The following is a 21933-nucleotide window of genomic DNA, read 5'->3' on the forward strand; positions in this document are numbered from 1 at the left end:
TGTTCAGAAAACACGTGTCGATATTTAAGGGAAAACACAGCACCTGTGGCGAGGGGGCTTGCCCCCGTTGGGCTGCGAAGCGGCCCCAAAACCTGCAACCGAGGTGTATCAGATACACCGCATGCATTGGTTTACGACTGCTTCGCAGCCGAACGGGGGCAAGCCCCCTCGCCACAGGGGTCTCAACTATTAATGACCATTGCCCGAATGCCCACCCGCATGCCCGGCGCCCTGCCCCGGGCCTTTACCGGCGTCACCTTTGCGGCCGCCCTCGGCTTCGTGACTGGCTTTATCCGCCTCAGCCTTGGCCTTCTCGGCCTCTTTGCCCAGTTGATCAACGGTCTGCAAATTGCTTTTGCGCACGCTGTCGACAAAGCCCTGGAACGGCAGATCGGTAATCCCCACCAGGCCGAAGTGCCCGTTCTCCCCATCCAGCAGACGCCCGGTCACCGGTTGATCGAGGTACTGGAACCAATGCACGCCGACAATCGACGGTTCACTCATCGCCTGTTTGAGGAAGTTGGCGTAAGCCGGACCACGGTCTTCTTCTTTCGCCAGTTGGGTCACGCCGCCCCAGAACGGGCCGCGATCCGCCGAGCCGAAGTTGAATTCGGTGATCAGCACCGGTTTATCCAGGCTGCGCAACTTGGCAAAGTCGTAACCGTCCTGGGGTTGCAGGGTGTACATGTTGAAGCTCAACACATCGCAATACTGCGCGCAGGACTCGACCGCTTCCGGGGTGCTGATGGCGAAACGGCCGCCCAGCAACAACTGGTTCGGCGCGTGCCATTTCAGCGAATCGGAAATGGTCTTGAAGTAAGTGTCGGCGAAGACCTTCTGGAAGTATTTGAAGTCAGCTTCGATTTCCGGGTGATCGGCGCTCGGCAACGGCGCTTCGAAGCCCGGATCTTCCATCAATTCCCACGCCGGCAGGTCAATGCCCCAGGCTTTCGACAGGCCCGCCTGGTTGCGGTACTTGTCGCGCAATTGCTTGAGGAACGCGCGTTTGGCCGGCACGTCGGTGGTCATTTTCAGCGTGCCATAAGCCAATGCGTATCGAGCTTTCGGGTCGTCGCCGGGACCGGCCCAGGCCAGTTCGTTGTCGGCGAAGTAGCCGATCAGCCACGGATCGTCGCGGTGATCCCGGGCGGCGATGGCCACGGCGCGCTCGGTGGCCATGGCGAAACGCGGGTCGAACGGGTCGGGCATGCCGCCCCACCAGTCCTTGCCGGTGCTGATGCTGGCGTAATCGCCGACGATCGACAGCGGCAAGGTGTACGGCACGCGGTCCGCGTTGGCCAGCGTCGGGGCGCTCCAGTTGCCGACGGTGTTGAAGCCCCAGGCTTGCAGGCGATCAAGGGTGTGCGTGGTCCAGCGTTGTTCATCCACCACCGCTTTGCAGGGTTCGACGGCTTTGGCGATGGTGGCTTCGGTGGCGCCGGTCTTCGCGGCTTCGGCGATACCGGATTCGGCGGAGGTCGGTGCGACAGGTTGCTCAGCGGCTTTTTCCGCGGTCTGCGCCACCGCATCAGCTTTGGCGGCTTCGGCGACGCCCGCCTTCGCTTCGCTGGTCACCGCGCACGGCTGGCCGTAGAGGCGTTGCAGGTTGGCGCCGTAAAAGTCGTACCAGCGCCCGTTATTGAAGGCCCGGCCCTGATCGGCGCCGTTGCCGCCCCGGTTGTCGCCTTCGCCAAAGTGGCTGGCCAGCGGTTCGTCGGGTTTGGGCAGGTTTTCGAACATCCACTCGCGACCGGCGACGTAGGTTTGATCGACGTCCGGCGCCACGGTGTTCACGCCCAGGGAATAGAACGGATGCCCTTCCGGCGTCACCAGATACCAGCGACCGTCACGCTTTTCGGTGCGGAAAAAGCCGCTGGCCTTGAAGGCCGGGCCTTTGTTCCAGCCGCCGAATTTGTCCAGGGACGACTTCTGGCGCTCGGCCAGCCAGGTTTTCAGTTGTTGCTGTTCTTTGGCGGCGGCGGATTTCAGTTGCTCGTCGCTGCTGACTTTTTCCGGCCATTTGGCCCGGGTCGATTGACCGTAAGCATCGACAAGGCTGCCGTAAACCGCTTTGCTCACGTCCTCGCCGGCCTGCACGCCAAAGCGCTCCAGCAGGATACTTTGGGCGACTTTCGGCTGGTCCATCGACAAACTCACCGACACCACCTGGCTGCGATCCAGCTCACCGCTGCTGCTGGACAGCAACACGCGCTGACCGTCGACGGTCATCGGCATCGGCGGGCCGGCCTTCATGCCCTGGCTCAATGGCGAACTGGCGACCAAAGGCACCAGCAGGGTTTGCGCCGGGCCGGCCGGCAGGTCGACGCGGCTGATCAGAGTCTTGCCGTCGTTGCTCTGGATTTTCACGTAAAGGGTCACGGCCCAGTCCATGGCGCTCTGGACCCGCAAGGTCATGACGCCCGACTGCGACCAGTCCCAGGCGCCGGTTTGCGGGGTCAGACGCAAGGTCGGCTGGGCCGTCGGATTAAAAGTCACCCGGCGCAGCACTTCGCCTTCGGCCGTTTGCTCGGCGTTGGATTGCGGCAGGCTGGCGTCCTGGGTCGCCACCGTGACCACATCGGCGGGGCGCACAAAGTTGAACAGCGTCTGCTGGCCCGCAGGGGCGGCCAGCAACGGCGTTGCGAACAACAGGGCAAATACAGCAGGCAACGAACGACGAATCATGAGAACGAAATTCTCCCTAACGACCCACAATGGCCAATGGAAAAGCGATGACAGAGAGATAGACAACGCCGTGGGCAAAACTGCCCACGCGTGTATCAGGAAATTTCACGTCGGAAGGGTGGCAACGCATTGAGGATCGCTTTGCCATAACGCTGGGTCACCAGGCGTCGATCGAGCAACGTGATGGTGCCGCGATCTTCTTCAGTACGCAGCAAGCGACCGCAAGCCTGGACCAGTTTCAGCGAGGCATCGGGCACGGAGATTTCCATGAACGGATTGCCGCCCCGGGCTTCGATCCATTCGGCCAACGCGGCTTCCACCGGATCGTCGGGCACCGAGAACGGAATCTTCGCAATCACCACGTGTTCGCAATAGGCACCGGGCAAGTCGACGCCTTCGGCGAAACTCGCCAGGCCGAACAGCACGCTGGAATCCCCGCCATCGACCCGCGCCTTGTGCTTGTTCAGGGTTTCCTGTTTCGACAGGTTGCCTTGAATGAACACTTGCTTGCGCCAGTCGCGATCCAGGCCGTCGAACACGTCCTGCATCTGTTTGCGCGAGGAGAACAGCACCAACGTGCCGCGCGAGCCTTCCACCAGCGACGGCAGGTCACGAATGATCGCGGCGGTGTGGGCCGGTGCGTCACGGGGATCGGCCTTCAGGTCCGGCACCCGCAGCACGCCGGCATCGGCGTGATGGAACGGGCTTGGGACCACGGCGGTCACGGCTTTTTTCGGCAGCCCGGCGCGCATGCGGAAGCGGTCGAAAGTGCCAAGCGCAGTCAGGGTCGCCGAGGTCACCAGCGCGCCGTAGGCCACGTTCCACAGATTGCGACGCAGCATTTCCGCCGCCAGGATCGGGCTGGCATTGACCTCGATGTCGAACAGCGAACCGCTTTCGGCCAGGGTCAGCCAACGGGCCATTGGCGGGTTGTCTTCCGGGTCTTCGGCGGTGAACGCGGTCCACAACTCCCAGTTACCGGAAGAACGGGACAACAGGCTGCCGAACAGCGGATACCACTCTTCGGCCTGGTTGCTGGCGATGCCGATGTTGACCTCGCCGTCCATGCCTTCCTTGAGCAGTTCGGTGAGGCGGGTGAACAGGTCGGTCAGGCGGGCGAAGGCTTTCTTCAGCTCGATGCCCATCTCGCGCATGTGCTCGGGAATGACCCCGGCCACGAAGCGATGACGCGGCCGCTCCCGGCCTTCGACGTCTTCGCCGGGTTTGAAGTCGGCGACCTGCTCGCAGGCGGTGAACATGAACTGCTGCTGGGTCTTGATCTCCCGCGCCAGCTCCGGCACTTGTTCGATCAACTTGCCCAAATCCCCCGGCAACGGGTGCTGGGCCAGCAATTTGGTGAGGTTCTTCGCCGTTGTTTCCAGCCAGTCGGCGGTGGAACGCAGGCGCGTGTAGTGAGCGAAGTGACCGATCGCCTTGTCCGGCAGGTGGTGGCCTTCGTCGAACACGTAGATGGTGTCGCGCGGGTCCGGCAGCACGGCGCCGCCGCCCAATGCCAGGTCGGCCAGGACCATGTCGTGGTTGGTGACGATCACGTCAACCTTGCCCATGCCTTCGCGGGCCTTGTAGAAGGCGCACTGGCCGAAGTTCGGGCAATGACGGTTGGTGCACTGGCTGTGATCGGTGGTCAGGCGCGCCCAATCGGCGTCTTCCAGGGCGGTGGACCAACTGTCGCGGTCGCCGTCCCACTTATTGCCGGCCAGTTTTTCGATCATGCTGGTGAACAGCTTCTGGCTGGCCTCATCCACCTCGATCTTGAAGCCTTCTTCTTCGAACAACTGCGCGGTGGCGGTTTGTGCGTGGCCTTCCTGGAGCAACATGTCGAGCTTGGACAGGCACATGTAGCGCCCACGGCCCTTGGCCAGGGCGAACGTGAAATTCAGCCCGCTGTTGCGCATCAGGTCGGGCAAATCCTTGAAGACGATCTGCTCTTGCAGGGCGATGGTGGCCGTGGCAATCACCAGGCGTTTGCCCGCCGCCTTGGCCGTCGGGATCGCCGCCAGGCTATAGGCCACGGTTTTGCCGGTACCGGTGCCGGCTTCCACCGCGACAATCGCGGGGTCGCCACTGCGCCGGCCTTCGTCGTCGGTGTCGATGTCACCGAGGACTTTGGCAATTTCGGCGATCATCAGGCGTTGGCCATAACGCGGCTTGAGGCTCTTGGCTTCAAGAAAACGCGTGTAGGCGCCCTGGATCGTGGTTTTGAGTTCGGTGCTGATCATGAATTGTCGGGCGCAAAAAACGCTGGATAAATTTTCAGTGGTTTCGGATGGCGGCTATCATACCGCGCTAATTAATCCCGCGCAGAACGGAGTACCCCAATGACCGCTTTTAGCCTCGTTTATACCCTGCATGTCCTGTCCGCCCTGGTCTGGGTGGGCGGAATGTTTTTCGCCTGGATGGTCCTGCGCCCGGCGGCGATGAAGGCCCTGGAAGGCCCCGGCCGGTTGAAGCTGTGGGTAGAAGTGTTTCAAGGTTTTTTCCGCTGGGTCTGGGTGGCCGTGGTGCTGTTGCCGATCAGCGGTGTGGGCATGATTCATTTGCAGTACGCCGGGTTTGAGCTGGCGCCGCGCTATGTGCAGGTGATGATGGGCTTGTACGTGGTGATGACCGCGCTGTTTATCCGGATTCAGGCGTTGTTGCTGCCGGAGTTGCGCACAGCGGTGGACGCGCAGGATTGGCCGGCGGGTGCGGCTGCGCTGGGGAAGATTCGCAAGTTGGTGGGGATTAATCTGATAGTCGGGTTGGTGTTGGTGGCGATTGCGGCGGCTCGGCCTATGTTCTGAGGCGAATCGAGCACCTGTGGCGAGGGAGCTTGCTCCCGCTCGGCTGCGCAGCAGTCGTAAACCCATTCAACGCAGTCATTCTGAAAAAACGCGTTGAATGGGTTTGGGGCCGCTTCGCGACCCAGCGGGAGCAAGCTCCCTCGCCACAGCGTGGGAACAATCCGTGTAGAAATTACAACCGCTGAACCGTCACCACCCCCGCCGCGCCCGCAGGCCCTGGCTGGCCATCAACGCCAGGACGCCCGCTCTTGCCGCCATCGGCCTTGTACACGAGGCAACCTTTGGCCTTGCCGCCCGCCCCCGGTTTACCACCAGGGCCGGCCAGACCACCGGCACCGCCAGCGACCAGGACCTTGATTTGTTCCGCCGGATAATCCCGCGGCACTTCCAGGCGCACCAGCGCACCAGCCGCCCCTGGCTGACCGTCGCTGCCATTGCTGCCGTCAAATCCGCGACCGGCCTGGCCCCAGGTGCAGCCCGGCTCTTCGCCGTTGGCGCCATCCAGGCCGACAAACCCCGGCGCACCCGCACCGCCGCGCGCGTCCACGGTTAAGGTCGGTGCGTTCAGCGCTTTGATCTGCAAGTTCAGGTTGCGCCCAGAGCGCGCAGCCTTCAGGTAAGTCCCCGGTGCACCGCGCGCGGTGATCAGGCTGCCTTCGGACAACTCGGCACGGCTGACTTTCAATTCCAGCGCCTGTTCGCCGGGCACGATGGCGATTCGCGCGTCACGCCCCAGATGCAGTTCGCCGACCGTCACTTCGGTCACATTCGAGGGAATCAACAAGGTGCCGTAATCGGCGACTTCGAGTTTTTCCAACTGCAAGGTGCTGGCCGTGTTGGGCAAACGCATTAGCGAGTTGGTTTCGACGCTCACCACCTGGGCACAGGCAAGTGGGCTGATAAATGCAGCGAGCAGACAGAGTTTACGCATGGGAAGCCCCTGGTACGGCCGGGGCCGGAATGGTTTGCAGGTGGAAAACGCCAAAGAACAGAATCTTCAGGCGATCACGCCATGGGTGGGCGCGACCTTTGAGGCTGCGAAAACACAGCAGCGCTTCCAGAAAATGGATAACCGCCAGCAGCGCCCCGGCCATGTTGACCAGCAGGTGCAGCGGATTGATAAACGGGATCAGCAGATTGACCAGCACCACCAACCAGAACAGCAGGGTCAACAGCTTCCCCAGCCCCCAAAACACCTTCATACGCTCCCCCGTTGAGAATTATTCTTTGAGCGCACAGTAACGGCTTCCACAAGGGATGCGCCAGTGGGCAAGAGAAAATTCATCCAGATGGCCGCCGGATTCGCGACGTTGGTCGCCCGGCGGCTCTAGATCGAGGCTCTACGTCACGCGTCAGCGGTTGATGTGCAGTTCCACACGACGGTTTTTCGCCCGCCCTTCTTCGGTTTCGTTATCGGCCACTGGCTCGCTTTCGCCCTTGCCCTCGCTGGTGAGTTTGTTGGGCGCCAGGCCCTGGCTCAACAGATAAGCCGCCACGCTGCTGGCGCGACGTTCCGACAAGGCCTGGTTATAGGCATCCGACCCTTTGCTGTCGGTATGGCCCACCACCTTGATGCTGACCACATCGGCGTTTTGCAGCTTGGCCATCAGCGCGTCGAGTTGGCTGCGTGCGGCGGGTGTCAGATCAGACTTGTCGAAAGCAAACAGCACATTGCCGGCATCGCTCAGGGTGATGACTTCAGAGACCGGTGCCGGTTCGACGGGTTTCACACCGACCGGGTATTGCGGCAACGGGCAGCCACGATGATCGACTGGGGTATTTTCCGGTGTATCGGGGCAACGATCGCGGCGGTCGAAGACCCCGTCGCTGTCTTCATCGCCATCCTGGGCAAAGCAGATCAAGCCGCCGGTCACGATACCGAGCGCCGCACCACCGGCCGCCCAACCGCCACTTTCGAGGGCACCCAGGCCACCGCCGACCAGGCCGCCAATGACGCTGCAGATCGGCCAGGTACGTTGATTCAGGGGGGCAGTGCCATCGCTGTGAGTAGCGCAACCGGTCAACAGGCTGCCAAGCAGCAGAACCGGCAAGACGGTCCTTGTGAGAACGCTCATTTGTGAATGCTCCTGTGTTACCGGCCCATACCGGTTACACAGGAGTAAAGACCCGCATCCGCGACTGCACAAGCCGCGGAGCGGAAGGCGCTTTAACGCTCGATTTTGATTTCGGTGCGACGGTTCAGCGCGCGACCGTCAGCGGTTTTGTTATCGGCCACTGGCCGGCTTTCGCCGGCACCGGTTACCGACACGAAGCTGCTGCGCGGTACGCCGTCGTGAATCAGGTATTCCACCACCGAGTGCGCACGTTTATCCGACAGTTTCTGGTTGTAGGCATCGCTGCCAACGCTGTCGGTGTGGCCAGTCACGGTCAGGCGTGCGGTGGACGCTTCCTGTTTCAGGCGGGTGGCGACTTTATCGAGCACTTCTTTATCGGAAGGCGTGAGCGTGGCTTTGTCGAACTGGAAGTGCACATCGCGGATCACGATGGTTTCTTCCTTGACCACGACGACTTCCTCGACCACAGGCGCAGGGACGGGAGGTGGGCAGCCGTCAGCATCGACCTGCACGCCTTTAGGCGTACCCGGGCACTTGTCGCGGCTGTCCGGCACGCCATCGCCGTCTTCGTCGCCATCACCGTGCACCCAGCAATAAGCCGCCGCCATGCCGCCGACGAACAGCGCACCGCCGCCCGCCCAGGATGCGCTTTCCGTCGCACCCAGCCCCGCACCGACGACACCACCGACTGCCGCACAGGTCGGCCAATCGGTTTTCTGCAAACCTGCGCAACCAGTCAACACACTGGTTAGCAGAACCAAGGGTAATGCTGTCCGAACTATGCTCATCTAGTGTTCTCCTGAGGGATCGGCTTAAAACCGATTCAGGGAGTAAAGACCCGAGTTTTAATCTCCGCCAGCAATAGGCCACTGCCGTTTCGCCCCGTGTTCACGGCAGATCGGCACTTTTGCCGCACAATGGCTCTAGGCCCGATCGTTGGGGCAGGCTAGTCTTGGCAGCTCTGATTGAGGATCTTCGATGATTGCAGGTATTTCTTCGCGCACGCCCCAGCAGGCGTTGGCCGCTTTGCTTGACCGCTACGCCCCCGCGCGCCTGTTGCTGATTGGCGCCAGCCAGTTCCCGGCGCTGGAGGCTTTCAAGCTCGCGCACCCGGACAGTTGCGTCGCCCATACGGCGCCCGGGCCTTTGCCGGCGGAACTGGCCGCACGGCGTTTTGACCTGGCGCTGGTGGTCGATTGCCTGGAGCACCTGCCCAAGCGCGACGGCCTGAATTTACTGGGCGGGATCCGCAATCTCAACGCCAGTCGCATCGCGGTACTGGCTGACTTGCCGGCCAGCGGCTGGCAGGAAACCGACTTTTTTTCCCTGGCCCTGCAAGCGAGCGAACGCTTCCAGCGCGACGATCAGGTGCTGACGCTGTTCACCTACGATCTGCTTGACTATAAACAGGTGCCTGACTGGCTCAACGCGCGGTTCTGGGCCAATCCGGAAAACTTCGGGAAATATTGGTGGTAACGCAATGAGTACATCCATTTGCCCTTGCGGCAGCGGCACCCTGCTCGACGCCTGCTGCGGCCATTACCATGCCGGCCACCCGGCGCCTTGTGCCGAAGCCTTGATGCGCTCGCGCTACAGCGCTTATGTGCTGGGGCTTGTCGACTATCTGGTGGCAACCACCCTGCCCGCCCAACAGGCCAGCCTGGATCGCCAGTCCATCAGCGACTGGAGTGCGCAAAGCACCTGGCTGGGCCTTGAAGTGGAAAGCTCCGAGGTGTTTGGCGGGCAACCGGAACACGCCTTCGTGACCTTCACCGCGCGCTGGCACGATGGCGCCGGCGAACACAGCCACCGCGAGCGCTCTTCGTTTGTGCAGAACAGCGGCCACTGGTACTTCATCGACCCGACCGTGCAGCTCAAAGCCGGGCGCAACGACGCCTGCCCGTGTGCGAGCGGGCAGAAATACAAGAAGTGTTGTGCGGGGTATTTCGGCGCGTAGGGCTCTTCTGTAGGAGCAAGGCTTGCCCGCGAAAGGGACGCCTCGGTCTTTCTGAAAGTCCGCGTTATCGTTCTTCGCGGGCAAGTCGGGTCGCCGCATCGCTTGCTCCTACAAGGGCTAGACTGGGGTTCAAGGAGAACCATCACGATGACCGGTCAACGCCGCACCTTACATCTGCTCACCCTGCTCGCAATCCTGAGCCTCGGCGGCTGCGCGTCCTGGTTCAGCGACGATGAACCGGAGCCTCAGGTGCACCTGGTCAAGGTCGAGGTCGTGCGGGCCAAACTGCTGGAGCAGAAATTCATCCTGCACTTTCGCGTCGACAACCCCAATGACAGTGACCTGACCGTGCGCGGTCTGGAATACCGCATTCATTTGGGCGACATGCTGCTGACCGAAGGCGAGCATGAGCACTGGTTCACCGTCGGCCCCAAACGCAGCGCCTATTTCAGGGTGCCGATCCGTACCAACCTGTGGCCCAAGGTGCGGGATCTGGTGAAAATGCTGAAAAGTCCGAAGCAACCCATCCCCTATCGCCTGGAAGGTGAACTGGAAACCGGCCTATTCATCGCGCACTACGTGCACCTGGCGCGTAATGGCGTGATAATCCCCGCCGATTTAATTCCGGAGTAACCCCGATGACCCAGCAACCTCATGTCCATGGACCTGACTGCAACCACGATCACGACGATCATGCCCATGACCACCATGATCACGACCATGGCCATGTCCACGGCCCGAACTGCGGCCACGCCCACCAGGAACCGGTGCGCAACGCCCTGAAAGATGTCGGCCGCAACGACCCTTGCCCGTGCGGCAACGGCAAGAAATTCAAGAAGTGCCACGGCGCGTAAAACGTCGGTACCTGTAGGAGCGAGGCTTGCCCGCGAATGGGACGCCTCGGTCTTTCAGGCAAACCGCATCATCGTTCTTCGGCGGGCAAGCCTTGCTCCTACAGGTTTTCAGTCATCGTTCAAGATCTCTGCGGTGTTGATGACGGTGGCGTACTCGCCATGCAGATTCCCCAGTGACATGGCGTGAACCTCCTCGGCTGAATGGGGGTTGCCGAAAAAATCCGCCTTGTCGAAGGTAAAACACGCATCCTCCACCACCCACGCATCAAACCCCAGATTGCCCGCCGTTCGCGCCGTGGATTCCACCGAGTTGTTGGTGGCCACGCCAACGATGATCAATTGCCCGATCCCCGCCTCACGCAAACCCGCCTCCAGTCCCGTCGCACAAAACGCATCCGGCACGCGTTTCTGGATCAGTCGTTCCCCGGCCGATGGCTGGAACCGTTCCTGGAACTCCACCCCCGATTGCTCCGGCCAGAACACTGAGTCCGGCGAGTGGGACAGGTGCTGCACGTGAATCACCGGGCGCCCGGTGCATCGCCAATGCGCCAGCAACTCGACGATTCGTTCCTCCGCCTGGGGATTGTTTCGCCGCCCCAACCTGGGCTCCAGGATGCCTTTCTGTTGATCGATGATGATCAGTGCCGCGTTCGACTTTAGCGCCATGCTGACTTTTCTCATGCCGGGTCATTGAATTTCACGCACTTGAGCATCACTTCTTCCTACAGGCAAGTCTGCGGTGCACACAGGACGACCTGATGCGAGCGGTTGCTGTCCGTACCTAATGACGTCCATTTCTGGAGTACTCCATGATCGACCTGTATTACTGGACCACCCCCAACGGCCACAAAATCTCGATTTTCCTCGAAGAGGCCGGCCTCAAGTACGACGTGCACCCGATCAACATCAGCCAGAACGACCAGTTCAAGCCTGAATTCCTGAAAATTTCCCCGAACAACAAAATCCCGGCCATCGTCGATCACGAACCGGCCGATGGCGGCGAGCCGCTGCCGTTGTTCGAGTCCGGGGCGATTCTGCTGTACCTCGCGGAAAAGACCGGGAAGTTCCTGCCCAAGGACCTGCGCGGGCGCCAGCAGGCGTTGCAATGGCTGTTCTGGCAAATGGGCGGTCTGGGGCCGATGGCCGGGCAGAATCACCACTTCAGCCAGTTTGCCCCGGAAAAAATCCCTTACGCGATCAAACGCTACATCGACGAAACCGCCCGCCTGTATGGGGTTCTGGACAAACAACTGGCGAGCAATGAATTTGTGGCCGGCAACGAGTACAGCATTGCCGACATGGCGATCTACCCGTGGATCGTGTCCCACAAGTGGCAGAGCCAGAACCTCGAAGACTTCCCGAATGTGCTGCGCTGGTTCACCCACATCCAGAACCGCCCGGCGACGGTGAAGGCGTATGCGCTGGCGGCGAAGGTCAATCCACCGAAGGCCTGAGATCGATGCGACTGATCGTTCCCACGCTCTGCGTGGGAATGCCTCAACGGACGCTCCGCGTTCGGCTTTGGATGGGACGCGGAGCGTCCCGGGCTGCATTCCCACGCAGAGCATGGGAACGATCACTGAAGAAATAACCTGCGCCCCGCTTGCGCGGCCACCTCCTGCTCACTAACGTAGCGCCTTTATTGCGTTACTACCCCCGCAGGAGCTTTGCCATGGCCTCGCCAGCCCTCACACATTTTCTTCCCCGGTTCGGCGTTGCCGCAGCAGTGGCCGGTGTTTTGAGCCTGACCGGTTGTCAGACCTGGAACACCCAGGACACCCTCCCGCCCACCTCCGGCGTGCAGCCGCTCAAGGGCCTGGCGCAGAACGTGTCGGTGCGACGCAATGCCATGGGCATGCCGTTGATCGAAAGCAACAGCTTCCACGACGCACTGTTCGCCCTGGGCTACGTCCACGCCAGCGATCGCCTCACGCAAATGGTGACCATGCGCCTGTTGGCCGAGGGCCGTCTGTCAGAAATGTCCGGCGCGGATCTGCTCGACGCTGACCGCTACATGCGTGCGGTCAACCTGAAGAAGAGCGCCGGTGAGCTGTACAAAGCCTCGTCGCCGCGACTCAAGCGCTTCTTCGAAGTCTATGCCCGGGGTGTCAACGCCTACCTGTTCCGCTACCGCGACAAACTGCCGGCGGACCTCGCGGCCACCGGCTACAAGCCGGAATACTGGAAGCCGGAAGACTCGGCGCTGATTTTCTGCCTGTTGAATTTCAGCCAGTCGGCCAACCTGCCAGAAGAAATCTCCTCGCTGGTGCTGGCGCAAACCGTCACCACCGACAAGCTGCCATGGCTGTCGCCGTCCGCACCGGACGAAAAACTGCCACTGGGCGAAGCCGACAAGCTGCAAGGCATCAAGCTCAACGGCGCGATCCCGGGCCTGGCGGAAATCACCAAGGCCACCGGGCAACTCTCCGATCTGAATCTGCTCGGCGCCACCTCGTCGAACAACTGGGCCATCGGCCCGCAACGCAGCCGCAGTGGCAAAAGCCTGCTGGCCAGCGACAGCCACGGGCCGCTGGGCGTGCCGTCGTTGTTCAGTTACGTGCAGATCCGTGCGCCGAAATATCAGGCGGCGGGCGTGAGCATTGCCGGTCTGCCGATGGTGCTCGGCGGTTTCAACGGCAAAGTGGCGTGGAGCATGACCACGGTCATGGGCGATAACCAGGACCTGTTCCTGGAAAAAATCAAACGCCAGGGCAATGGCCTGACTTACGAAGCCAACGGCAAATGGCAACCGGTGGTGGTGCGCAACGAAACCTACTTCGTCAAAGGCCAGCGGCCGCTGCGCGAAGCGGTGTATGAAACCCGCCACGGACCGCTGCTCAACAGTGCCCAGGGTTTGAGCATGGCCAACGGTTTCGGCCTGGCCCTGCAAACCCCGAGCTTCACCGACGACAAAACCCTGGATGCGTTCTTCGACTTGTCCCGGGCGCAGACCGTGGAGAAAGCCTCGGACGCCAGCCGCGAAATCCGCGCTATCTCCCTGAATCTGGTCTTCGCCGACGCCAGCAACATTGGTTGGCAAGTCACCGGTCGCTACCCGAACCGTCGCGAAGGCGAAGGTTTGCTGCCGTCGCCGGGCTGGGAAGGTCGCTACGATTGGGACGGTTACGCCGACCCGATGCTGCACCCCTACGACCAGGACCCGGCCCAAGGCTGGCTCGGCACCGCCAACCAGCGGGTCATCCCCCACGGCTACGGCATGCAGTTGTCCAATTCCTGGTCCGCCCCGGAACGTGGCGAACGCCTGGCCGAACTGGCGGGCACGGGCAAGCACGACACCCGCAGCCTGATCGCCATGCAATACGACCAGACCACCACCTTCGCCGCCAAACTGAAAAAAATGTTTGCCGCACCGGGGATGGCCCAACCACTGAAGCAGGCGATCGACACCTTGCCTGAAACTGATCGCAGCAAGGCCCGCGAGGCGTTGGCGCGCTTGATGGCGTTCGACGGCAAGCTCAGCCCGACGTCCAACGATGCCGCGATCTATGAGCTGTTCCTGCAGGAAAGCGCCAAGCAGATTTTCCTCGACGAACTCGGCCCGGACAGCAGCCCGGCGTGGAAAGCCTTTGTCGCCAACGGCAAGTTGTCCTACGCGGCCCAGGCCGATCACCTGCTGGGGCGCGAAGACAGCCCATTCTGGGATGATGCGCGCACGCCGCAGAAAGAAGACAAACCGGCGATCCTCGCCCGCAGCCTAGCGGCGGCCATCAGTGCCGGCGACAGTCAGTTGGGTGGCGATCACAAGGCTTGGCAGTGGGGCAAACTGCATCGCTACGAGTGGAAAAACGCCAGCGGCCAGACCGTCCGTGGCCCGCTCGCGGCCGGTGGCGATCACACCACGCTCAACACCGCGGCGTTCGCCTGGGGCCAGGATTTCAACACCACCCTGGCGCCGTCCATGCGTTTCATCGTCGACTTCGGCCAGTCCGAGCCGTTGATGGGCCAGAACGGCAGCGGCCAGTCCGGCAACCCGGCGAGCCCGAACTACCTCGACAGCATTGATCCGTGGCTCAAGGGCCAGTACATGAGCCTGCCGATGCAGCCGCAGAACTTTGACAAGGCGTATGGCAAGGCGCGATTGACCCTCACACCGGGTAAATAACCCGCGATGATGATCGTTCCCACGCTCCGCGTGGGAATGCAGCCCGGGACGCTCCGCGTCCCATTGGAACGCGGAGCGTCCCTGGAGGCGTTCCCACGCGGAGCGTAGGAACGATCACTCGCTTAAACCCGATAGAACTTCCAGCCTCGCGCAAACCTCATAGCTAACAAATCACTCCATTTTGGTCACAACATGGATCTTGTTATCGCGCGCCCCGAAGGTTTGTACTGCCCCGCCGGAGATTTCTACATTGACCCGTGGCGCCCCGTGGAACGGGCGGTGATCACCCATGCCCACGGCGATCACGCCCGCACCGGTAATCAACACTACCTGGCGGCCGCGCCCGGCGAAGGGATTCTGCGCACGCGCCTGGGCCAGGACATCAACCTGCAAACCCTGCCCTATGGCGAGCGCTTGCTGCACCACGGCGTCATCTTGAGTTTTCACCCGGCCGGCCATGTGCTCGGTTCGGCCCAGGTGCGTTTGGAATACGGCGGCGAAGTCTGGGTCGCTTCCGGGGACTACAAAATCGAGCCCGACGGCACCTGCGCCCCTTTCGAACCGGTGCGTTGCCACACGTTCATCACCGAATCGACCTTCGGCCTGCCGATCTACCGCTGGCAACCCCAGGCGCAGGTGTTTGCTGAGATCAATCAGTGGTGGCGGGCCAACATCGACGCGGAAAAAGCCAGTGTGCTGTTCTGCTATTCCTTCGGCAAAGCCCAGCGCATTCTGCACGGCATTGACGCCAGCATCGGCCCCATTCTGGTGCATGGCGCCGTGGAACCGCTCAACCGGGTGTATCGCGAAGCGGGAATTTACCTGCCGCCCACGATTTACGCCGGCGAGGTCAAAAAGACCGATCCGACGATGCGCCAGGCCCTGGTGCTCGCCCCGCCCTCGGCCGGTGGCAGCACGTGGATGCGTCGGTTCGGCGATTACAGCGACGGCTTCGCCAGCGGCTGGATGCGATTGCGCGGCACGCGGCGGCGGCGCGGGGTGGATCGGGGTTTCGTCCTGTCGGATCACGCCGACTGGCCCGGTCTGTTGTGGGCCATCGAACAGACCGGGGCCGAGCGGGTGATGGTGACCCACGGTTCGGTCGGCGTGCTGGTGCGGCATTTGCGCGAACAAGGGCTGGATGCCCAGGGTTTCAGCACCGAGTACGGCGATGATGAGGAAGATCACGCCGCCACGCCGGAACCCGCCGAGGTGCTGCCATGAAGGCCTTTGCCGAGTTGTACGCCGAACTCGACGCCACCACCTCAAGCAACGCCAAACTGGCGGCGATGCAGGCTTACTTCGCCCACGCCGAGCCGGAAGATGCCGCGTGGGCGGTGTACTTTCTGTCCGGTGGCCGTCCGCGACAATTGGTGCCGGTGCGCGCGCTGCGGGAACTGGCGGTGGAGGTTTCCGGGCTCTCGCCGTGGCTGTTCGAAGAGAGTTATCAGGCTGTCGGCGACCTGGCGGAAACCATCTCGCTGGTGCTACCGGAAACGCCCCACAGTTCTACCGAGGGGCTGGCGACCTGGATCGAAGACAAACTGCTGCCCCTGCGCGGTGAAACCCCGGAGTTCCTGGCCCGGCAACTGCCCGCCCTCTGGGCGCAACTGGACCGCCCGAGCCTGATGCTGTGCATCAAGCTGATCACCGGCAGTTTCCGCGTGGGCGTCTCTAAACTGCTGGTGACCCGCGCACTGGCCGCCATGGCCGGGCTCGACAGCAAACGCGTGGCGCAGCGCCTTGTGGGTTACACCGACCTGTCCAATCGCCCGAGCGCCGCCAGTTACCTGAAACTCATCGCCCCACAGTCCGACGACGAACATGCCCAGCGCGGGGGCCAACCGTATCCGTTTTTCCTTGCCCATGCCCTGCAACAACCCGTTGAGCAGTTCGAAGCCTTGATCGGCCCGGCCAGCCAGTGGCAAGTGGAATGGAAGTGGGACGGCATCCGCGCCCAAGTGGTCAAGCGTGAGGGCCGGCTGTGGATCTGGTCCCGGGGCGAGGAACTGGTCAGCGAACGTTTTCCCGAACTGGAAACGCTGACCCACGGCTTACCCGATGGCACGGTGATCGACGGTGAAATCGTTGCCTGGAAAGCGGCGCAACCCACCACCGAAGAGGCCTTCGACCCGCACTCCACGGCGCCACCGGCGGTGCAACCCTTTGCCCTGCTGCAACAGCGGATCGGCCGCAAAACCCTGGGCAAGAAAATCCTCGACGAGGTGCCGGTGGTGGTGCTCGCCTACGATTTGCTGGAATGGCAGGGCGAAGACTGGCGCAACCACACCCAGGTTGAACGCCGCACCCAACTGGAGCAGGTCATCGCCACCTGTAACAGCCCGGTGCTGCTGGCCTCCCCCGTGCTGACCGGCGAAGACTGGTTCGACCTCGCCCGGCAACGGGAAGCCTCTCGGCGGCTCGGCGTCGAAGGCATGATGCTCAAGGCCCGGGATGCGCTGTATGGCGTGGGCCGCACCAAGGACATGGGCGTGTGGTGGAAATGGAAAGTCGACCCGTTCAGCGTCGATGCGGTGCTGATCTATGCGCAACGGGGCCATGGTCGCCGGGCCAGTCTCTACAGCGACTACACGTTCGCCGTGTGGGACGGTCCGCCCGAGGCGAGCGAACGCACGCTGGTGCCGTTCGCCAAGGCGTATTCCGGGCTGACCGATGAAGAAATGCGCAAGGTCGACGGCATCGTGCGCAAGACCACGGTGGAAAAGTTCGGGCCGGTGAGCAGCGTGAAACCAAGCCTGGTGTTCGAACTGGGGTTTGAAGGCATCGCCCTGTCCCGCCGGCACAAGAGCGGGATTGCGGTGCGGTTTCCCAGAATGCTGCGCTGGCGGCAGGACAAGTCGGTGGAAGAAGCCGATAGCTTGGCCACACTGCAGGATTTGTTGAGCTGACACCTGATCGTTCCCACGCTCCGCGTGGGAATGCCTCATCGGACGCTCCGCGTCCGCTCTTGGGACGCGGAGCGTCCCGGGCTGCATTCCCACGCAGGAGCGTGGGAACGATCATCGAGCGAACCAACTTGGTGCAGGAAATTCACGTCGCCCATTTTCGTGCACAAATGCGTCACAACCTTCTCTTTAATCACCTTTTAAAACGCTTGTTCGGGACTCTGGTTCGGAAATTGCTACTTTCATTAGGTCTTACGCTTTCCAGTAACAATAATTCTGCGCCACAAGCGCTCATATTGGTTCTTAGGGATTGAATAATGAAAAAAGCATTGCTGACCCTTTCTGCACTGGCGTTGTGCATGGCTGCCGGCTCCGCGCTGGCCAAGGAATACAAAGAACTGCGTTTTGGCGTTGACCCTTCCTATGCACCGTTCGAGTCGAAAGCAGCGGATGGCAGCCTGGTGGGCTTCGATATCGACCTGGGCAATGCGATCTGTGCCGAGTTGAAGGTCAAGTGCAAATGGGTCGAAAGCGATTTCGACGGCATGATTCCGGGCCTCAAGGCCAATAAATTCGACGGTGTGATCTCTTCGATGACCGTCACCGAAGCCCGCGAAAAAGTCATCGACTTCTCCAGCGAGCTGTTCTCCGGCCCAACCGCTTACGTGTCGAAAAAAGGTTCTGGCATTACCACCGACGTGGCTTCGCTCAAGGGCAAAACCGTCGGCTACGAACAAGGCACCATCCAGGAAGCCTACGCCAAAGCCGTGCTGGACAAGGCTGGCGTGAAAACCCAGGCCTATCAGAATCAGGATCAGGTGTATTCGGACCTGACTTCCGGTCGTCTCGACGCCGGGGTCCAGGACATGCTGCAAGCCGAACTGGGCTTTTTGAAGTCGCCACAAGGGGCTGATTACGAAGTCAGCAAGCCGATTGATGCTCCGCTGCTGCCTGCCAAAACAGCTATCGGTATCTCTAAAGGTAACAAAGACCTCAAGGCACTTTTGGATAAAGGTATCAAAGCGTTACACGACGATGGCACTTACGCCACCATTCAGAAGAAACACTTTGGCGATCTGAATCTGTACAGCGGCAAATAATGCCCGGCGCCCATCTCACGATGGGCGCTTTTTTTACTCGATCAGGTTGCTGATTTATGTTCGAAAACCTCTTACAAAACCTGGGGCTCTCAGCCTTCAGCCTCAAGGGCTTCGGTCCTTTGCTGTTGGAAGGCACCTGGATGACCATCAAATTATCGGCGTTGTCGCTGCTGGTGGCCGTTTTACTCGGTTTGCTGGGCGCCAGTGCCAAACTGTCGAAATCCAAATTGTTGCGCTTGCCGGCCCAGCTCTACACCACGCTGATTCGCGGCGTGCCGGACCTGGTGCTGATGCTGCTGATCTTCTACAGCCTGCAAACCTGGTTGACGACGTTCACCGAATACATGGAATGGGAATACATCGAGATCAACCCGTTCAGCGCCGGGGTCATCACCCTGGGCTTCATTTATGGCGCGTACTTCACTGAAACCTTCCGCGGGGCGATCCTTGCCGTGCCGCGGGGTCAGGTCGAAGCCGCCACCGCCTACGGCCTCAAACGCGGCCAGCGCTTCTGGATCGTGGTGTTCCCGCAGATGATGCGTTTCGCCCTGCCGGGCATCGGCAACAACTGGATGGTGATGCTCAAGGCCACTGCCCTGGTGTCGATCATCGGCCTTGCCGACCTGGTCAAGGCTGCCCAGGACGCGGGTAAAAGCACCTATCAACTGTTCTACTTCCTGGTCCTGGCAGCACTGATTTACCTGCTGATCACCAGCGTCTCCAACTTCGTCCTGCGCAAGCTTGAACGCCGCTACGCCGCCGGCTCCCGGGAGGCCGTACGATGATCGAACTCTTGCAGGAATACTGGAAACCCTTCCTCTATAGCGACGGTTACCACATCACCGGCCTGGCCATGACCCTGTGGCTGCTCAGCGCCTCGATCTTCATCGGTTTCCTGGTGTCGATCCCGCTGTCCATCGCCCGGGTCTCGCCGCACTTCTACATTCGTCTGCCAGTGCAGTTCTACACGTACCTGTTCCGTGGCACGCCGCTCTATATCCAACTGCTGATCTGCTACACCGGGATCTACAGCCTGGCGGCCGTCCGTGCGCAACCGGTACTGGATGCGTTCTTTCGCGATGCGATGAACTGCACCATTCTCGCCTTCGCCCTGAATACTTGCGCCTACACCACGGAGATTTTCGCCGGGGCGATCCGCAGCATGAACCACGGTGAAGTCGAAGCGGCCAAGGCCTATGGTCTGACAGGCTGGAAGCTGTATGCCTACGTGATCATGCCGTCGGCCTTGCGCCGTTCGTTGCCTTATTACAGCAACGAAGTGATCCTGATGCTGCACTCGACCACCGTGGCGTTCACCGCGACCATCCCGGATATCCTGAAAGTCGCACGGGACGCCAACTCGGCGACCTTCCTGACCTTCCAGTCGTTCGGCATCGCTGCGCTGATCTACTTGACCGTGACCTTTGCGCTGGTCGGCCTGTTCCGTCTCGCCGAACGCCGATGGCTGGCCTTCCTCGGGCCGACTCACTAGGACCTATCGTAAATGCGCCACCAGAAACATGACTTGCTGGCCCCGCTGCCGGGGACCGCACGACAGATCCACAGCTTCCATTTCGGCCCGGCCAATGGAGCGGGCAAGATCTACATCCAGTCGTCCCTGCACGCCGATGAAATGCCCGGCATGCTGGTGGCCTGGCACCTCAAGCAGCGCTTGGCGCAGCTGGAAGCCGCCGGCCGCCTGCGCAGCGAAATCGTGTTGGTGCCCGTGGCCAACCCGGTCGGCCTGGAACAGGTGTTGATGGACGTGCCCTTGGGCCGCTACGAACTGGAGAGCGGGCAGAACTTCAACCGCTGGTTCGTCGATTTGAGCGAAGAGGTGGGCAACGAGATCGAAGGCCTGCTCGGCGACGATCCGCAGCACAACCTCGAACTGATCCGCACCAGCCTGCGCAACGCCCTTGCCCGCCAGACGGCCGGCACCCAACTGCAATCCCAGCGCCTGACCTTGCAACGCCTGGCCTGCGACGCGGACATGGTGCTGGACCTGCATTGTGATTTCGAAGCCGTCGCCCACCTTTACACCACACCGGAGGCTTGGCCGCAGGTCGAGCCGCTGGCGCGCTACATCGGTGCCGAGGCCAGTTTGCTGGCCACCGATTCCGGCGGCCAGTCGTTCGATGAATGCTTCACCCTGCTCTGGTGGCAGTTGAAGGAGCGCTTCGGCGAGCACTTCGATATTCCGCTGGGCAGTTTCTCGGTCACCGTCGAATTACGCGGCCAGGGCGATGTGTATCACCCGTTGGCCAGCGCCGATTGCCAGGCGTTGATCGATTACCTGATTCACTTCGGCGCCATCGCCGGCGAAGCGGCACCTCTGCCCGAACTGCCCTACCCGGCCACGCCGTTGGCCGGTGTCGAACCGGTGGCCACGCCGGTCGGCGGGTTGCTGGTGTTCACCGCGCGGCCTGGGCAATACCTGGAAGCCGGGCAGCAGATTGCCGAAGTCATCGACCCGATCCTTGACCGCGTCACCCCCATCCATTGCACCGCCGCCGGGTTGATGTACGCCCGTTCGCTGCGCCGCATGGCCACTGCAGGCATGGTGATCGCCCACGTCGCGGGCACCGAAGCCTATCGCAGCGGCTACCTACTTTCGCCTTGAGGATGCATGCCCCATGTATAAATTGACCATCGACGGCCTGCATAAAAGCTATGGCGACCATCATGTGCTCAAAGGTGTTTCGCTCAAGGCCAACACCGGCGACGTCATCAGCCTGATCGGCGCCAGCGGCTCGGGTAAAAGTACCTTCCTGCGCTGCATCAACTTCCTCGAACAACCGAATGACGGCGCCATGAGCCTGGATGGCAAGGACATCCGCATGGTCAAGGATCGTCACGGCATGCACGTGGCCGATCCCGCTGAACTGCAACGCATCCGCACGCGCCTGGCCATGGTGTTCCAGCATTTCAACCTGTGGAGCCACATGACCGTGCTGGAAAACATCACCATGGCCCCGCGCCGGGTGCTGGGTTGCAGCAAGGAGGAAGCCGAGGACCGCGCCCGGCGCTACCTCGACAAAGTGGGCCTGGCGGCGCGTGTTGCGGATCAGTACCCGGCGTTTCTCTCGGGTGGCCAGCAGCAGCGTGTAGCGATTGCCCGCGCCTTGGCGATGGAACCGGAAGTGATGCTGTTCGACGAACCGACCTCGGCCCTCGACCCGGAACTGGTGGGTGAAGTACTGCGCGTGATCCAGGGTTTGGCTGAAGAAGGCCGGACCATGATCATGGTGACCCACGAAATGAGCTTCGCTCGCAAAGTGTCGAGCCAGGTGTTGTTTCTGCACCAGGGGCTGGTGGAGGAAGAAGGCGCGCCGGAGGAGGTGTTGGGCAGTCCGAAGAGTGAGCGGTTGAAGCAATTCCTCAGCGGCAACCTCAAGTAACCCGCCACCGTACCCCTGTAGGAGCAAA

The 21933-nt window shown here is 61.6% G+C and carries 21 protein-coding genes; 14 read left to right on the forward strand and 7 right to left on the reverse strand.

Annotated elements, in window-relative coordinates; all coding sequences use genetic code 11:
• Nucleotides 1-189 precede the first annotated feature (189 nt).
• The gene (locus ACZ89E_RS16215; RefSeq protein WP_476256048.1) at nt 190-2685 is read right to left on the reverse strand and encodes a beta-agarase; all 2496 of its coding nucleotides are present in this window, start codon (nt 2683-2685) and stop codon (nt 190-192) included.
• 95 nt (nt 2686-2780) lie between these two features.
• Nucleotides 2781-4925 (reverse strand): ATP-dependent DNA helicase DinG, encoded by a 2145-nt coding sequence (dinG, locus tag ACZ89E_RS16220; RefSeq protein ID WP_463259596.1) that lies wholly within the window; start codon nt 4923-4925, stop codon nt 2781-2783.
• A gap of 99 nt (nt 4926-5024) precedes the next feature.
• Here dinG and ACZ89E_RS16225 point away from each other — a divergent pair, with 99 nt between their 5' ends.
• The gene (locus ACZ89E_RS16225; protein WP_149657301.1) at nt 5025-5489 is read left to right on the forward strand and encodes a CopD family protein; all 465 of its coding nucleotides are present in this window, start codon (nt 5025-5027) and stop codon (nt 5487-5489) included.
• A gap of 172 nt (nt 5490-5661) precedes the next feature.
• On the opposite strand, the gene ACZ89E_RS16230 is transcribed toward ACZ89E_RS16225, so the two are convergent.
• The 4 genes from ACZ89E_RS16230 to ACZ89E_RS16245 form a co-directional block, all read right to left on the reverse strand.
• The gene (locus ACZ89E_RS16230) at nt 5662-6420 is read right to left on the reverse strand and encodes a collagen-like protein (RefSeq protein ID WP_476256049.1); all 759 of its coding nucleotides are present in this window, start codon (nt 6418-6420) and stop codon (nt 5662-5664) included.
• Nucleotides 6413-6691 (reverse strand): DUF1145 domain-containing protein, encoded by a 279-nt coding sequence (locus ACZ89E_RS16235; protein WP_123597126.1) that lies wholly within the window; start codon nt 6689-6691, stop codon nt 6413-6415. The genes ACZ89E_RS16230 and ACZ89E_RS16235 overlap by 8 nt, the downstream gene beginning before the upstream one ends.
• Nucleotides 6692-6841: 150 nt before the next feature.
• Entirely contained in the window at nt 6842-7564 is a 723-nt protein-coding gene (locus tag ACZ89E_RS16240; RefSeq protein ID WP_476256050.1) for a PA1041 family peptidoglycan-binding anchor lipoprotein, read from the reverse strand.
• A 92-nt stretch (nt 7565-7656) separates the two neighbouring features.
• Nucleotides 7657-8352 (reverse strand): PA1041 family peptidoglycan-binding anchor lipoprotein, encoded by a 696-nt coding sequence (locus ACZ89E_RS16245; protein WP_149657305.1) that lies wholly within the window; start codon nt 8350-8352, stop codon nt 7657-7659.
• Nucleotides 8353-8542: 190 nt separating this feature from the next.
• Here ACZ89E_RS16245 and ACZ89E_RS16250 point away from each other — a divergent pair, with 190 nt between their 5' ends.
• The 4 genes from ACZ89E_RS16250 to ACZ89E_RS16265 all read left to right on the forward strand — a co-directional run bounded on the left by ACZ89E_RS16250 (nt 8543) and on the right by ACZ89E_RS16265 (nt 10375).
• A complete protein-coding gene (locus tag ACZ89E_RS16250) occupies nt 8543-9040 on the forward strand; it encodes a DUF6231 family protein (protein ID WP_133837321.1) in 498 nt (165 codons plus the stop codon).
• Between the two features lie 4 nt (nt 9041-9044).
• Nucleotides 9045-9521, forward strand: coding sequence for a YchJ family protein (locus ACZ89E_RS16255; protein ID WP_149657306.1), 477 nt, complete (start codon nt 9045-9047; stop codon nt 9519-9521).
• A 147-nt stretch (nt 9522-9668) separates the two neighbouring features.
• Nucleotides 9669-10154 (forward strand): LEA/WHy family protein, encoded by a 486-nt coding sequence (locus tag ACZ89E_RS16260; RefSeq protein ID WP_463259576.1) that lies wholly within the window; start codon nt 9669-9671, stop codon nt 10152-10154.
• A gap of 5 nt (nt 10155-10159) precedes the next feature.
• Nucleotides 10160-10375 carry an SEC-C metal-binding domain-containing protein gene (locus tag ACZ89E_RS16265; protein WP_054046981.1) on the forward strand — a complete coding sequence of 72 codons (216 nt, stop codon included), beginning with the start codon at nt 10160-10162 and terminating at the stop codon, nt 10373-10375.
• A gap of 108 nt (nt 10376-10483) precedes the next feature.
• On the opposite strand, the gene ACZ89E_RS16270 is transcribed toward ACZ89E_RS16265, so the two are convergent.
• Complete coding sequence (locus ACZ89E_RS16270) at nt 10484-11041, reverse strand: cysteine hydrolase family protein (RefSeq protein ID WP_476257058.1); 558 nt, start codon at nt 11039-11041, stop codon at nt 10484-10486.
• 143 nt (nt 11042-11184) lie between these two features.
• Between ACZ89E_RS16270 and ACZ89E_RS16275 the strand changes: the two genes are divergently transcribed.
• From ACZ89E_RS16275 to ACZ89E_RS16315, 9 genes are all read left to right on the forward strand, one after another.
• Nucleotides 11185-11829, forward strand: coding sequence for a glutathione binding-like protein (locus tag ACZ89E_RS16275; RefSeq protein ID WP_149657308.1), 645 nt, complete (start codon nt 11185-11187; stop codon nt 11827-11829).
• A 218-nt stretch (nt 11830-12047) separates the two neighbouring features.
• Complete coding sequence (locus tag ACZ89E_RS16280) at nt 12048-14498, forward strand: penicillin acylase family protein (RefSeq protein WP_476256051.1); 2451 nt, start codon at nt 12048-12050, stop codon at nt 14496-14498.
• 192 nt (nt 14499-14690) lie between these two features.
• Complete coding sequence (locus ACZ89E_RS16285; RefSeq protein ID WP_476256052.1) at nt 14691-15722, forward strand: ligase-associated DNA damage response exonuclease; 1032 nt, start codon at nt 14691-14693, stop codon at nt 15720-15722.
• Nucleotides 15719-17407: an ATP-dependent DNA ligase gene (locus ACZ89E_RS16290; protein WP_476256053.1), complete on the forward strand. Its 1689-nt coding sequence runs from the start codon at nt 15719-15721 to the stop codon at nt 17405-17407. The genes ACZ89E_RS16285 and ACZ89E_RS16290 overlap by 4 nt, the downstream gene beginning before the upstream one ends.
• Before the next feature lie 314 nt (nt 17408-17721).
• Nucleotides 17722-18504, forward strand: a complete 783-nt coding sequence (locus tag ACZ89E_RS16295; protein ID WP_123405931.1) for a transporter substrate-binding domain-containing protein — start codon at nt 17722-17724, stop codon at nt 18502-18504.
• A gap of 56 nt (nt 18505-18560) precedes the next feature.
• Nucleotides 18561-19289, forward strand: coding sequence for an ABC transporter permease (locus ACZ89E_RS16300; protein ID WP_123512059.1), 729 nt, complete (start codon nt 18561-18563; stop codon nt 19287-19289).
• Nucleotides 19286-19996 carry an ABC transporter permease gene (locus ACZ89E_RS16305; RefSeq protein WP_149657312.1) on the forward strand — a complete coding sequence of 237 codons (711 nt, stop codon included), beginning with the start codon at nt 19286-19288 and terminating at the stop codon, nt 19994-19996. Before ACZ89E_RS16300 ends, ACZ89E_RS16305 begins: the two co-directional genes overlap by 4 nt.
• A gap of 12 nt (nt 19997-20008) precedes the next feature.
• On the forward strand, nt 20009-21127 hold the full coding sequence (locus ACZ89E_RS16310; RefSeq protein WP_476256054.1) for a succinylglutamate desuccinylase/aspartoacylase family protein: 1119 nt from the start codon (nt 20009-20011) through the stop codon (nt 21125-21127).
• A 13-nt stretch (nt 21128-21140) separates the two neighbouring features.
• A complete protein-coding gene (locus ACZ89E_RS16315) occupies nt 21141-21905 on the forward strand; it encodes an ABC transporter ATP-binding protein (RefSeq protein ID WP_149657314.1) in 765 nt (254 codons plus the stop codon).
• Nucleotides 21906-21933: the final 28 nt, after the last annotated feature.

It is taken from the genome of Pseudomonas sp. TE3899, assembly GCF_056279105.1.

Bases quoted from the DNA above. Each gene is read 5' to 3' on its own strand.
- ACZ89E_RS16245 (WP_149657305.1), bottom strand. From the start codon at position 8,352: ATGAGCATAGTTCGGACAGCATTACCCTTGGTTCTGCTAACCAGTGTG.
- ACZ89E_RS16280 (WP_476256051.1), top strand. From the start codon at position 12,048: ATGGCCTCGCCAGCCCTCACACATTTTCTTCCCCGGTTCGGCGTTGCC.
- ACZ89E_RS16290 (WP_476256053.1), top strand. From the start codon at position 15,719: ATGAAGGCCTTTGCCGAGTTGTACGCCGAACTCGACGCCACCACCTCA.
- ACZ89E_RS16265 (WP_054046981.1), top strand. From the start codon at position 10,160: ATGACCCAGCAACCTCATGTCCATGGACCTGACTGCAACCACGATCAC.
- ACZ89E_RS16225 (WP_149657301.1), top strand. From the start codon at position 5,025: ATGACCGCTTTTAGCCTCGTTTATACCCTGCATGTCCTGTCCGCCCTG.
- ACZ89E_RS16275 (WP_149657308.1), top strand. From the start codon at position 11,185: ATGATCGACCTGTATTACTGGACCACCCCCAACGGCCACAAAATCTCG.
- ACZ89E_RS16295 (WP_123405931.1), top strand. From the start codon at position 17,722: ATGAAAAAAGCATTGCTGACCCTTTCTGCACTGGCGTTGTGCATGGCT.
- ACZ89E_RS16255 (WP_149657306.1), top strand. From the start codon at position 9,045: ATGAGTACATCCATTTGCCCTTGCGGCAGCGGCACCCTGCTCGACGCC.
- ACZ89E_RS16260 (WP_463259576.1), top strand. From the start codon at position 9,669: ATGACCGGTCAACGCCGCACCTTACATCTGCTCACCCTGCTCGCAATC.
- ACZ89E_RS16285 (WP_476256052.1), top strand. From the start codon at position 14,691: ATGGATCTTGTTATCGCGCGCCCCGAAGGTTTGTACTGCCCCGCCGGA.
- ACZ89E_RS16270 (WP_476257058.1), bottom strand. From the start codon at position 11,041: ATGGCGCTAAAGTCGAACGCGGCACTGATCATCATCGATCAACAGAAA.
- ACZ89E_RS16305 (WP_149657312.1), top strand. From the start codon at position 19,286: ATGATCGAACTCTTGCAGGAATACTGGAAACCCTTCCTCTATAGCGAC.
- ACZ89E_RS16300 (WP_123512059.1), top strand. From the start codon at position 18,561: ATGTTCGAAAACCTCTTACAAAACCTGGGGCTCTCAGCCTTCAGCCTC.
- ACZ89E_RS16230 (WP_476256049.1), bottom strand. From the start codon at position 6,420: ATGCGTAAACTCTGTCTGCTCGCTGCATTTATCAGCCCACTTGCCTGT.
- ACZ89E_RS16250 (WP_133837321.1), top strand. From the start codon at position 8,543: ATGATTGCAGGTATTTCTTCGCGCACGCCCCAGCAGGCGTTGGCCGCT.
- ACZ89E_RS16235 (WP_123597126.1), bottom strand. From the start codon at position 6,691: ATGAAGGTGTTTTGGGGGCTGGGGAAGCTGTTGACCCTGCTGTTCTGG.
- dinG (WP_463259596.1), bottom strand. From the start codon at position 4,925: ATGATCAGCACCGAACTCAAAACCACGATCCAGGGCGCCTACACGCGT.
- ACZ89E_RS16315 (WP_149657314.1), top strand. From the start codon at position 21,141: ATGTATAAATTGACCATCGACGGCCTGCATAAAAGCTATGGCGACCAT.
- ACZ89E_RS16215 (WP_476256048.1), bottom strand. From the start codon at position 2,685: ATGATTCGTCGTTCGTTGCCTGCTGTATTTGCCCTGTTGTTCGCAACG.
- ACZ89E_RS16240 (WP_476256050.1), bottom strand. From the start codon at position 7,564: ATGAGCGTTCTCACAAGGACCGTCTTGCCGGTTCTGCTGCTTGGCAGC.
- ACZ89E_RS16310 (WP_476256054.1), top strand. From the start codon at position 20,009: ATGCGCCACCAGAAACATGACTTGCTGGCCCCGCTGCCGGGGACCGCA.